Source organism: Autumnicola patrickiae, assembly GCF_031846525.1.
Taxonomy (GTDB): domain Bacteria; phylum Bacteroidota; class Bacteroidia; order Flavobacteriales; family Flavobacteriaceae; genus Autumnicola; species Autumnicola patrickiae.
Genome location: NZ_JAVRHM010000002.1, coordinates 175,690 through 188,416, shown reverse-complemented (window position 1 = coordinate 188,416; position 12,727 = coordinate 175,690). Strand labels below are relative to the sequence as shown.

General features: G+C 35.8%; 9 protein-coding genes. All 9 read left to right on the top strand.

Annotated elements, in window-relative coordinates; all coding sequences use genetic code 11:
* Positions 1-10: 10 nt before the first annotated feature.
* The 9 genes from RM549_RS03530 (at position 11) to RM549_RS03490 (ending at position 12,722) form a co-directional block, all read left to right on the top strand.
* Positions 11-2,305, top strand: coding sequence for a GumC family protein (locus tag RM549_RS03530; RefSeq protein WP_311681374.1), 2,295 nt, complete (start codon positions 11-13; stop codon positions 2,303-2,305).
* A gap of 72 nt (positions 2,306-2,377) precedes the next feature.
* A complete protein-coding gene (locus RM549_RS03525; RefSeq protein WP_311681359.1) occupies positions 2,378-3,676 on the top strand; it encodes a lipopolysaccharide biosynthesis protein in 1,299 nt (432 codons plus the stop codon).
* A 46-nt stretch (positions 3,677-3,722) separates the two neighbouring features.
* Positions 3,723-4,745 carry a glycosyltransferase family 2 protein gene (locus RM549_RS03520; protein WP_311681352.1) on the top strand — a complete coding sequence of 341 codons (1,023 nt, stop codon included), beginning with the start codon at positions 3,723-3,725 and terminating at the stop codon, positions 4,743-4,745.
* 14 nt (positions 4,746-4,759) lie between these two features.
* Positions 4,760-6,427: a carbamoyltransferase family protein gene (locus RM549_RS03515; protein ID WP_311681344.1), complete on the top strand. Its 1,668-nt coding sequence runs from the start codon at positions 4,760-4,762 to the stop codon at positions 6,425-6,427.
* Between the two features lie 117 nt (positions 6,428-6,544).
* Positions 6,545-7,603 (top strand): glycosyltransferase family protein, encoded by a 1,059-nt coding sequence (locus tag RM549_RS03510; RefSeq protein ID WP_311681336.1) that lies wholly within the window; start codon positions 6,545-6,547, stop codon positions 7,601-7,603.
* 45 nt (positions 7,604-7,648) lie between these two features.
* Positions 7,649-8,887, top strand: a complete 1,239-nt coding sequence (locus RM549_RS03505) for a glycosyltransferase family 4 protein (protein WP_311681328.1) — start codon at positions 7,649-7,651, stop codon at positions 8,885-8,887.
* A gap of 9 nt (positions 8,888-8,896) precedes the next feature.
* Entirely contained in the window at positions 8,897-10,270 is a 1,374-nt protein-coding gene (locus RM549_RS03500; RefSeq protein ID WP_311681319.1) for a hypothetical protein, read from the top strand.
* Positions 10,270-11,442 (top strand): glycosyltransferase family 4 protein, encoded by a 1,173-nt coding sequence (locus RM549_RS03495; protein WP_311681310.1) that lies wholly within the window; start codon positions 10,270-10,272, stop codon positions 11,440-11,442. The genes RM549_RS03500 and RM549_RS03495 overlap by 1 nt, the downstream gene beginning before the upstream one ends.
* Positions 11,442-12,722, top strand: a complete 1,281-nt coding sequence (locus RM549_RS03490) for a glycosyltransferase (RefSeq protein WP_311681303.1) — start codon at positions 11,442-11,444, stop codon at positions 12,720-12,722. Before RM549_RS03495 ends, RM549_RS03490 begins: the two co-directional genes overlap by 1 nt.
* Positions 12,723-12,727 lie beyond the last annotated feature (5 nt).

Genomic DNA, 12,727 nt, shown 5'->3' with positions numbered 1-12,727 from the left:
CTTAGCAAAGATGAAACCAAACCATATTTCACAAAAAGCTGAAGAAAAAGATATAAAGGAAATACTCTCTAAATATCTGGAGTATTGGTATATTTTCTTATTGGGCTTAATAATCTTTATAGGTGCTGCTTTTCTGTATTTAAGATACGAAGCAATACCTCAATATCAAATCACCAGTACCCTGCTTATAAAAGATAAGGATAAAGGTGAGGGTGCATCAAAATTCGAATCATTTGCGGAATTAGGTCTAATTAAACCATCCCGTAATATTGAAGATGAGATAGGGATTTTAACTTCTGCCGGATTAATGGAAGTTGCTTTAAGCGAGTTATCACTCCAGGTGCGGTATTATGTTGAAGGTAAGGTGAATGAAGTTGAAGTATATGGGAAAGATTTACCAGTATATGTCGAAATTAATAATTCCCTCCCGTTTTCTCATGGCCAGCGTCTAAGTATTACTATGCTGGACAATAAGAGATTTGAGTTAACAGAGGAAGGAAAGGATAATAAGAAGACGTATACTTATGGACAGGAGATACTAAAACCCTACGGAACATTTACTGTACTTTCAAGATTTGATGATCTGTCCTCAGAAATTGGAAATACAATTGATATGGAATTTATAAGTATTCAGGACTTCGCTGAGTACTATAGTGAACAACTTGAAGTTGAACCCGTAAATGAAACAGGTAGTCTTATCGCTGTAAGTCTTTTGGATCCAATACCTGAGAGAGGAGAAGATATTGTCACTAAGTTAATCGAAGTCTATACCCGAAAAGCAGTTGAATACAAAAACCGTCTGGCAATCAGTACGATCGAGATGATTGATGATCGTCTCCAGCACCTCACCAGTGAGCTCACAGGTGTTGAAAAGAATGTGGAGCAATATAAACAACAAAATGATTTAACAGATGTTAATTCTAATGCAGCTATTTATCTTCAAAAAGCAAGTCAGGCTAAAAGTGAGCTAGCAGATTACCAAACCCAGATTGATGTTCTTAACTCAATTGAGAATTACTTAAAACAACAAGGGCCGAATGCATCTTTGGTACCAAGTTCATTAAATATTCAAGATGCCACATTAGTTGGTTTAATTTCCAGGTTTAATGAATTGCAATTGGAAAAGCGAAGTCTTCTTCGTACAACTCCAGAGGATAATCCATTGGTGGTAGAAATTGATGAACAATTATCAGATCTTAGGAACAATATTCTGGAAAATCTGAATAATATAAAGGACGGTTTAATCATAACAAGAAGAAACCTTATGGCTAATTCCAACCGTCTGGAATCTCAAATTAGAAATGTTCCTTCTGCAGAAAGGGAGTTGCTTGCAATTAATCGGCAACAAAGTACAAAGCAGGAATTATATTTATATCTCCTGCAAAAACGTGAAGAAGAAGCATTATCCTTATCTGCCCCTGTATCGAACACGCGTGTTATTGATGAGCCAAGGTCGGGGAACTTTCCAGTAAGTCCCAATAAAACCTCAATTTACCTGGGCGCCATAATTTTTGGTCTTTTCCTACCTTTTTCTATTGTTTATATAAAGGATAATATAGACGATAAAATTCAGAGTGTTGATGATATTCAACGATTAACGAATGTGCCGGTTCTAGGAAAAATAGCTCATAGTAATGACAAAGAAATTATTGTTGCCACAGAAAAGAACAGGACACCTGTAGCTGAACTCTTTCGCCTTATCCGTTTTAATTTAAAGTTTATATCTGCAGGGAAGACTAATAAAATAATACTAATAACGTCAGATATGAAAGGAGAGGGTAAAACCTTTTTCACAATTAATTTAGGCACAAGTCTGGCAATTTCTGGAAAGAAAGTTATTGCTTTAAGTTTTGATTTACGTGCACCTAAACTTATGCAAGATATGGGCTTGTCCAATAAAGTTGGTGTTACAGATTATATTATAAATCATGATACTAAGCTGGAAGAAATAATTGTTCCCTCTCCTTCTGTGGAAAATCTCTTTTTTATAGACTCTGGTTCAACTCCACCAAATGCCGGGGAATTAATGCTTAGTGAAAGAATAGGTAAACTTCTTAATGAATTAAAAGAAAGATATGATTACGTCCTAATCGATTCGGCTCCTGTAGGTAAAGTAGCTGATGCATTTGCACTCGCTCCGCATATCGATTCGACAATTTTTGTAGTGAGAAGAAACTACTCCAATAAGGCTCGCCTGGTCACTATTCAGGATATTTATGAAAACAAAAAATTAAAGTATCCTATGGTAGTTTTAAATGATGTGGAATTTTCTAAAGCAGATACCTACGGGTATGGTAATGAGTAAATATTTAATAATAGATTCAATTGTAATTCAGAAGATGAATAAAATAAATCCAGCCTGATAAAAGATCCTTTCTTGGAAAAATTAATCGCCCGTTTGGGCCCATATTTTAGTAAATCTTCCTTAAAACCTATTGGACAGGTTTTTGGTTCCCAGCTCATAGGAAAAGCTTTAGGATTTTCTATTAGTATTTTCTTAGTTAGAGAACTTTCTAAGGAAGATTATGCTATTTATACTGTTCTATTAACTATACAGGGAATGCTGATTCCCCTCTCAAACTCTGCCATTTTTATTGGATTTAAGAAAATTGGAGGAGAAGTATGGGAGGATATCGTTAAAATGTCCAGGCTTGTAAAAACCGCGAATCTTATTTCCCCATACATTATTGTATTGGCATTTTTACTGGTTGGTGGTTATGCGTTTTATATTCTTTATTTACAGGAAATAAGCGTAGGTAGAATAAGCTGGTTCTTGCTTTGCCTTTTCTTAATTGTTGTTCCTGAAGTAAAAACTGCCTTTATAAGAAGTGCTCTTTTACTACGAAAACAAATAGCCATTGTTCAGGTCTCAGAACTTGTAGGGCATGTAATAAGATGTGTTGGTATAATAAGTTTGTTGCTATTTCTTAAATCCAGTTTTATAATTGGGGCTATTTTCCTAATTACAAGTTTGTCAGCATGGATCTCATACATCTACGTAAAAAAAAAAGGGGAAATAACTGGCATTTCTGAATCTGTTGACGTGGACAAGGGTTACCAAAAGATTCTTTTAAAATATATTAAAATAAACTGGCACAATTCCGCCTTCTTTGCCTTTAAAGGACAAATTTCAATTTTTTTAATCGGTATTTTTGGAACTACCAGTTCATTGGCAGATATAGGAGCCTTATCTCGTTTTGCTTTGGTATTTACAATCATTACAGCTCTTTTTGGTAATATATACTCACCTGCTTTCGGTAGGTGTCAAAATCTAAGAAAGCTAAATAAGATGTATGTGGTTACTATGGTTAGTACAGTTTTACTGTGCTTTCTGGTGTTGTTGGTAGTATTTCTTATTCCCGAACCTTTCTTGTGGATATTAGGGGAAAATTATGAACATTTGGAACATGAATTATTTCTGATCTTCCTCAGTGGATCAGTAGGCTTATTATTAAGTATAAATTATGCCATAAATCTGAGTAAAGGATGGATAAAATATACCCCAATGCTTGAGATTCCAACAGATATAGCAGGTATTGTTCTTGGGGTTCTTTTATTTGATGTTACCACATTAACGGGTGTTCTTTATTTGGGAATCCTTTCCGCCGGAATTAATTTTTTATTACATCTGTTTAATAGTGTGGCAGGGCTAAGAGCACAACCTTCTACAGAATAAGATTTTGTCTCTAAATTCTCACCTTTTTACTAATTATGAAGGAGCAATGAACTCAAATAGAAAAATAGTGGTTTTAACTCCAGTAAAAAATGAAGCCTGGATATTGCATCGGTTTTTACGAGTAACCAGTATTTTTGCAGATGCCATTTTAATAGCAGATCAGCAGTCGATAGATGGATCTTTGGAGATTTATCCTCATTACCCAAAGGTGACTCTCATAAATAACGAGAATACTAATTTTAATGAAGCCGAAAGGCAGTTGTTACTTTTAAATAAAGCACGAGAACTTTATGGCACTAATACTATTCTCCTGGCAATCGATGCAGATGAGATTTTAGCAGCAAATGCCATGCAAACTGAGAATTGGGAAAATATGGTAAACGGGAAGCCAGGAACCGTTCTGTATTTTGAAAAACCTTCTTTCTATAAAAATACGTCTAAAGTAATTCGTTTTAATGGAGGGGGGTGGCCTTTGGGATACATAGATGATGGAGCTGAACATGAACCTTCAGAAATTCATAGTGTTCGTATTCCAAATCCTGAAAATGCCTCAACTCTTTATCTCAATGAAATTAAATTTCTTCACTATAACACTACACGTTTAAGTGCATTTAAGTCTAAGCTGCGTTTTTATTCAATTTTAGAAAATATAAAAAATTCCAGGAATTTGAGAAGGAGGTTAAGGATGTATAACAGTGAAATCGATATCCTGGAAATAGGGGACTACATTGAATCTACACCAAAAGAATGGCTAAAAAAGTGGGAAGAAAATGGAATTGAAATGCATTTAACACCAGAGGAGGATTATTACTGGTATGATTATGAGGCTCTGAAACTGCTACTACATTATGGTCCAAGAAGATTTTTATTGGACGATATTTGGAATTTTGACTGGGAGACTTTTAGACAAACAACTAGTCAACCTGAGTTAGGTGATTTTTCAAAAGAAGAAATAAAACGTCCTTTTTTTCCATTTAGCAAATTGTTGCAAATGTCTATCAAATCACTAGACAGGACATGGCAACTTACCAAAAGATTTAATAAATTTTCATTTAAAACTAACCATTGATTAAATAATTAATAATGATTACAATTGGTATTAACTACATTGGAGGGCCTGGACATGACTCTTCAGCTGCTATAGCCGTAGACGGCAGTTTAAAATTTGCAATTGCAGAAGAAAGATTAACAAGGAGAAAACAGGATTCCTCATTTCCTATAAAGGCTATTCAAGCCTGCCTGGACTTTGAAGGAATAAAAATAGAAGAAGTAGATGAAATGGTATTTGGATGGCCAGAACTAAATAAACATTTTGCTACAAGCATAAAATTAAATTTCACAGGAGCGCTTAAAGAAAGTTTTCCAAGACAGGCTTTAAACTATTATCGCAGTCTTACTTCCAGAAACGTTAAGAGATATATAGAATCTTATCAACTTAAACCAAAGAAAATAACTCATCTGGATCATCATTTTGCTCATGCCTGGAGTGTAGTTCCTTTTTTAGAAAGTGAAAAGTCCCTGATTTTTATTGTTGATGGCCGGGGAATTAGTGAATCAACAACTGTATACCTCAAGAATGGTTTTGATCTTGAAGTGCTGGAAAGAATTAATTTCCCTAATTCATTAGGTTTATATTATGCCGAAATGACTTCCATGTGTGGTTTTAGAAAATATTCTGATGAATGGAAAGTGATGGGCTTAGCGCCATTTGGAAAAAAATCTTTTGATTTGAGTCATTTAATTGCTTCAACTTCTGGTTCTCATACTGTTAATCATAAAACACTTTTAAACGTAGAACAACTGGCTTTAAATGGTAAGGTTATTCAAAGACCAGAATCTGATGAAGTAGCTATTAATGACGAAGACATTAAAGATCTGGCTCATTCTGCCCAATATCACTATGAACAAACAATCCTCAAATTCGTAAAGTATTATACCAATCTTTACAGCATCAAGTCCATTGGAATGGCGGGAGGGGTAGGTTTAAATTGCAAGGCTAATGGCTACTTAATGAGGGAATTACAATTAGAAGAATTTTTTATACAACCCGCAGCAACAGATGATGGTACTGCTATTGGAGCTGCATTATATCCATTCCATTTAAATAACACTATAAAAAAAGAACAATTTTACCCATACCTCGGAAAAGAATTTACGAACGATGAGATTAAAGAAGTGCTGGATAAATATCATCTTGATTACCAATTTATTGATGAAGTTGAAAAAGATGCAGCTTCAGAATTAGCTAAGGAAAAAATAATCGGATGGTTTCAGGGGAGAGATGAATTTGGTCCGAGGGCATTAGGAAATCGTTCTATTGTTTCAAATCCAGGTACTGCCAAGATGAAGGATAAGGTAAATGAGGTCGTTAAGTACCGCGAAAGTTGGAGACCCTTTGCACCATCCTTATTAAAAGAAGAGGCGGAAAATGTTTTAAAAAATATAAAATCTTCACCTTATATGATTTTGACAGACTATGTAAGTGAAGATTACGCCGAAAAAATACCTGCTGTTGTTCATGTGGATGGCACTCTGAGGCCGCAAACAGTAGATAAAGATATAAATCTTCGTTATTGGAATTTAATAAATGAATTTTATATAATTACAGGTTTACCCGTAGTAATGAATACTTCTTTCAATTTAAAGGGAGAGCCCAATGTATGTCATCCATCAGATGCAGTTCAGACTTTCTTTACTTCCGGTTTAGATATACTTTACCTCGGGAATTATAAAGTGAAAAAGAAGCCATAGCACATAAAATTGTTTGAAGAGTCTCCTAATTTCTGTATAGAGTAAATAATGAAAATTCTTTTTATATGTGGCTCCCTGGAACCAGGCTGTGATGGAGTAGGGGATTATACTGTGAGATTGGCAAATGAACTTATAAAGCAAGGCTACATAATATCCATTTTAGCAATTGCTGATCGTTTTACCGATGTAATTGTTAAGGAAAAAAGAGGTACACCGCATAATAATTTTGAAATTCTAAGACTCCCTTACAAGGAACCTTTTATTCATAAAGCAAAAGAATGGGTGGATACTCAGGATCCAGATTGGCTAAGTTTACAATATGTGCCATTTTCATTTAACGACAGAGGTCTTCATTTTGGTTTAAGTAAGGACTTATTGGAAATTGGAAAGAATAGGAAGTGGCAGATTATGTTCCATGAATTGTGGGTGGGAATGGAGAAAGGAAGTAAATTAAAATTCCATGTTTGGGGAATTCTCCAAAGGTTCCTCATAAAAAGATTATTAGAAAATTTATGCCCAGCCGTTATACACACGCAGTCAAAACTTTATCAGGCACATTTAAAAGATTTAGGCTATAGAGCGATTTATCTTCCATTATTTAGTAATATTCCAAATATCAGGAAAAGCAAATCAAATCTACCAAATGGAAAGTCAGAAAAAAGGAAGGAAGTAAGATTTATCGTTTTTGGCACAATTCAGAAAAACGCACCTATTAAAGAATTCGCAAAAGAGGCTCGGAAATTTCAAAAAGAGAAAGGAATTAAATTGAAGTTAATTATTGTAGGACGGGCACATGCGGAACAGGAACTTTGGAGAAAGATATGGGCATCAAATAATTTAGAAGTAGAATTATTAGGTGAATTATCTCCTCCAGATGTTTCAGACGCAATGCTAAATTCATCTGTAGGATTAGCAACAACTGTTTATCCAAAAATAGAAAAAAGTGGTTCTGTTGCTGCTTTACGGGAACATGATTTACGCGTTATATGTGTTGCAGGTGCCTGGCAGCCAAGGTTAAATACTTATATACCATCTAATAGTAGTATAATTCAGTATAAAATTGGCAACTTCAACTCCTGCTTAAGGGCTGCATTAGATACACAGAGAGAAATTCCTTCTGATATTTCCAGTATTACTGCAAAATTTATTAAAAATCTTGAAGCTGGAGTTATTTAGCAAAGACAGTAACTTTTAATTTCTGAACAAGTAATTGAATATTAAATGGTAATAATATCTCACCCGACAGCTAATGCTAATGTCAGGGCTGCAGCAGAAGGTTTCCTGGAAGCAAATCTATTATATGAATTTCACACTTCCTTAGCCTTGTTTCCCGATAGTCTTTTAGATCGAATTAGTAATTTGAGGCCATTTAAAGAACTGGGAAGACGTAAATTTGATGCACGTCTTGGTCCCTACACAAAGATGGAACCGTGGTTTGAGATTGGAAGGCAAATAGCACCAAAATTTGGTCTTTCACATCTAACTTCCCATAATGCCGGAATTTTAAATATTGATAATGTATATAAAAATCTTGATAAAAAAGTAACGAGGAACTTAAATCGTGCATCACTAAGAGGTGCTAGTGCAATCTATAGCTATGAGGATGGAAGCTTATTTTCTTTTCAGAAATCCAGGAGTTTAGGTTTAAAAAATTTTTATGATCTTCCTATTGGCTACTGGAGAGCAGCCTTTAATATTCTTAAAGATGAACAACTTAAGTGGCCAGAATGGGAAAGTACCCTAATTAATTTTCGTGATTCAAAGGAAAAACTGGAGCGCAAGGATAAAGAATTAGGTTTGGCAGATGTCATTTTTGTAGCCAGTAGTTTTACAGCGAATACTCTAAAAGATTATCCTGGTAAGTTAGGGCCTGTAGAGATAATTCCTTATGGTTTTCCCAAACCCAGTATGAACCCCCAACACAGTGTGGTAGAAGAAGCTCCACTTAAACTATTGTTTGTGGGTGGGCTCTCCCAAAGAAAAGGAATTGCAAATATGTTTGCTGCTGTTGAAAGTTTTAATTCTCATGTAAAATTAACAGTAGTAGGACAAAAGACTTCAAATAATTGTAAGGCTTTGGATATTGAACTCAGGAAACATCACTGGATACCCAGTCTTCCACATAAAGATATCCTGAATTTGATGAGGGAAAATGATGTTCTCCTTTTTCCTTCACTGTTTGAAGGTTTTGGCCTTGTCATTACAGAAGCTATGTCACAAGGAACTCCAGTTATTACCACAAACAGGACTGCAGGTCCAGATCTTATTCGTCATGGAGAGAATGGCTGGTTAGTAGAACCAGGATCTACGATAGCTTTAAAAGAATGTATTGAACAACTTCTGATTAATCGGAAAAACGTGGCCAAAGCCGGAAAGGCAGCGTTGGAAACTGCTCATTCAAGATCCTGGAAAGTGTATGGTAGAGAACTTGCAGAAGCTACTTCCAAATACCTGAATTAAAAGATAAAAATGGAGAGTTATAAGTATAATACATTAAATAGAGAGGTTTCCTCCTGGGAGGAAATACCAATGGATAATACTGCCATTCATGTTAAGGAAGAGAAGAGTTTAAAGGCGTTAAAAACCGGAATATGGTTATATTTTTTCTTGTTAATCTTTGAAGGTGCTTTAAGAAAGTGGGGCCTTCCTGGTCTTTCTGCTCCACTTTTAGTAGTTAGAGATCCTCTTGCTATTTGGTTGATATATTCTTCTTGGAAAAAAGATATTTTTCCTTCTTCGATATATCTTCAAATTATGATAATCATAGGGATAATAGGAATGGGTACTACCTTAATTTTTGGTCATCAAAATTTAGCGGTTGCATTATTCGGCACCAGAATTTTACTCTTACATTTTCCGCTAATGTTTATCATAGGGGAAGTATTTGACAGGGAGGATGTAGTCAAAGTAGGAAAAGTACTCCTTTGGTTATCGATTCCACTTGTTATTTTAACTGCTCTGCAATTTTATAGTCCTCAATCAGCCTGGGTGAACAGAGGTGTTGGTGGGGATATGGAGGGTTCAGGGTTTAGTGGAGCAATGGGCTATTTTAGACCATCAGGAACGTTTTCTTTTACATCTGGAAATTCTCTATTTTTTAATCTTGTAGCTTGTTTTGTACTTTATTTTTGGGTAAGTAGTACAAAAGTAAATCGTGTGCTCTTATTGCTGGGAACAGTTGCAGTTCTGGCTTCTGTGCCACTTTCGATAAGTCGTTATTTATTCTTTGCTATAGGGGTTGCTTTAGTTTTTACCTTTCTTGCAATATCCCGAAAACCTGAATATCTTTCGAAATTACTTGGTGCTGTAATAATTACAGTACTTTCAGTAGGAATTCTTGCCCAGACTGCATTTTTCCAAACCGCAACCGAAGCTTTTACTGCGCGATTTGAAACAGCCAGCAAAATAGAAGGAGGATTATCTGGATCATTACTGGATCGTTATTTTGGAGGTATGTTTACCGCAATAACTGAGACCAATAATTTGCCATTTTTCGGCTATGGTTTAGGCATGGGGACTAATGCTGGTAGCGCAATGCTTACCGGAGACAGGGCTTTCTTAATAGCGGAAGATGAATGGGCGCGGCTCGTTGGGGAGATGGGATTTTTATTAGGAATGGCAGTTATAGTGGTGCGCCTGGGATTTTGTTTGTATTTAACGATAAATAGTTATAAGAGGCTAAAAATCGGGGATCTGTTACCCTGGCTATTACTAAGTTTTGCGTTGCTTATTATTCCACAAGGACAATGGGCGCAGCCAACTTCCCTGGGTTTTAGTACCTTAATAGGTGGTTTAGTGCTGGCAAGTCTTAATTCCTTTAGCTCAGATGAAAAACCTTCCTGATGCATATAATTTTTTTTACTCATCCCGACTTTTTAAATCATCAAAGTATGCCACGGTTTACCCGAATGCTTGCTAGAGGTATGAAAGAGCGAGGGCATAAAATAGAGATATGGGCTCCTAAACCAACTGCATTTAATCTTCCGTTTCCTGCCTCACTTAAAAAATGGCTTGGTTATGTTGATCAATATGTGTTTTTTCCTATGGAAGTTAGAGGTCGATTAAAAAAAATAAAACAAAAGACACTTTTCGTTTTTACTGATCAAGCATTGGGACCATGGATCCCACTTGTTAGAGATCGTCCTCACATCATTCATTGTCATGATTTCCTGGCACAATTTTCTGCTGTTAAACAGAATTCAGAGAATCCTACTGGCTGGAGTGGTAAACAATATCAAAAAATGATTTACAGAGGCTATACAAAAGGAAAAAATTTTATTTCTGTTTCAAGAAAAACCAAGCGGGATCTTCATTATTTTCTACCTGCTAATCCTGAAATTTCAAAAGTGGTGTATAACGGCCTCAACAGAGATTTTTCTCCCGGAGAAGCACAAATGATGAGGCAATTTTTACAGGAGTACTTCAGGTTAGAACTGAGTTCTGGCTATATATTGCACGTAGGAGGTAACCAATGGTATAAAAACCGCTCAGGTGTCATCGAAATTTACAATTCCTGGCGGCATAAATACAATCAAAGTATCCCTTTGTTGTTAATTGGTCAATCACCAGATAAGAATTTAGAACAAAAACATGTTGACTCTCCTTACAAGAACGATATACACTTTTTGACTAAGGTGCCTGATGAGGTAGTAAAAACAGCTTATTCCGGAGCTACTGTTTTTCTATTCCCTTCTCTGGCTGAAGGTTTTGGATGGCCAATAGCTGAAGCAATGGCTTCAGGTTGTCCCGTGATAACAACAGATGAAGCGCCTATGACAGAAGTAGCCGGAGAAGCCGGATTTTTAATTTCCAGACAGCCTAAAAACTCAGTTAATATAGAAAACTGGGCAAATGATTCTGCGGAAGTGTTAAATACTGTGATTAATCTTACGCAGCAAAAGAGGGAAGAATACATTGGAAAAGGTATTGTGAATGCCAGGAGATTTGATCAGGATAAGGCTCTTGATGAAATTGAAAGAATTTACGGAATGGTTCTTTCTAAAACCAAAAATTAATGAAGGTACTTCATGTAGTAAGTGAGATGGATCCTGAATTAGGAGGAGTATCCAAAGCTGTTCGCACAATGGCTGCAGGTCTGCACCTTCATGGAATAAAAAGTGCAGTGGTAAGTTTAGATGATCCAAAAGCAGGTTTTTTCTCTGTGGAAGATCTTACTGTCTATGCGTTAGGGCCAGCTAAGAATCCCTGGAGCTACAGCAAGAAACTTGTACCATGGCTTATGGCTAATAGTCTGAAGTTTAATGCGGTTATTATTCATGGTTTGTGGTTGTATAATTCCCATGCCACCCGTATTGCTTTTTCCAAACTTCAAAAAAATAAAAAAAATATATTACCTAAGCTTTTTGTGATGCCTCATGGAATGCTTGATCCATATTTTCAAGAAGCTCCTGAAAGGAAACTGAAGGCGTTAAGGAACAAGATATACTGGAGGCTAATAGAATCTAAAGTTATAAATAACGCAAACGGTCTTTTATTTACATGTGAAGAAGAAAAATTATTAGCACGCAAAACTTTCGGGTCGTATAAACCAAAAAAGGAACTTGTAGTGGGGATGGGTGTAGAAGCACCTCCATCATTTAAAATGTCTATGTCTAAAGCGTTTAATGAGAAGTGCACCGGATTAAAAAACCGTCCATATTTATTATTTATCAGTAGAATTCATGAAAAAAAAGGAGTGGATATTTTGGTGAAGGCTTATGCGGAGGTGCTAAATGAAACTGTGCATAAAGATTTTGTATCAACAAGTTCTTCAGTGGATGTTCAGAAAAAATCATCTGTATTACCTGCACTAGTTATTGCAGGGCCTGGACTTAATTCTGCTTATGGCAAAAGCATCCAGGAGATGGTAAAAAAGAATAATAATTTATCTGAAAATGTTTTTTTTCCGGGGATGCTGGAGGAGGAGGCAAAATGGGGAGCATTTTATAATGCTGAAGCTTTTATTCTTCCAAGTCATCAGGAAAATTTTGGAATTGCTGTTGTAGAAGCTCTTGCTTGTGGGAAACCAGTTCTTATTTCTGATCAGGTCAATATTTGGAGAGAAATTGAAGCCTGTGGAGGGGGAATTATCGGGAGCGACACTTTGGAAGGAACTATCCACCTCCTGCAAAGCTGGGTAAACTCTTCTCCTGATGAAAGAAAAAAAATCTCCAGAAACGCTGAAGTGTGTTTTAGAAAAAATTATTCTGTAGGTTCTGTTCTGAAAAAGTGGAAAGAAACTATAGGGAGCCCTGACCCAGAAAATAAGCAACTTAAGCAAATTGTTAGTACTTAAAAGTT

Coding starts and splice junctions, on each gene's coding strand:
- RM549_RS03530 (WP_311681374.1), top strand. CDS start 11: ATGAAACCAAACCATATTTCACAAAAAGCTGAAGAAAAAGATATAAAG.
- RM549_RS03520 (WP_311681352.1), top strand. CDS start 3,723: ATGAACTCAAATAGAAAAATAGTGGTTTTAACTCCAGTAAAAAATGAA.
- RM549_RS03515 (WP_311681344.1), top strand. CDS start 4,760: ATGATTACAATTGGTATTAACTACATTGGAGGGCCTGGACATGACTCT.
- RM549_RS03505 (WP_311681328.1), top strand. CDS start 7,649: ATGGTAATAATATCTCACCCGACAGCTAATGCTAATGTCAGGGCTGCA.
- RM549_RS03500 (WP_311681319.1), top strand. CDS start 8,897: ATGGAGAGTTATAAGTATAATACATTAAATAGAGAGGTTTCCTCCTGG.
- RM549_RS03495 (WP_311681310.1), top strand. CDS start 10,270: ATGCATATAATTTTTTTTACTCATCCCGACTTTTTAAATCATCAAAGT.
- RM549_RS03490 (WP_311681303.1), top strand. CDS start 11,442: ATGAAGGTACTTCATGTAGTAAGTGAGATGGATCCTGAATTAGGAGGA.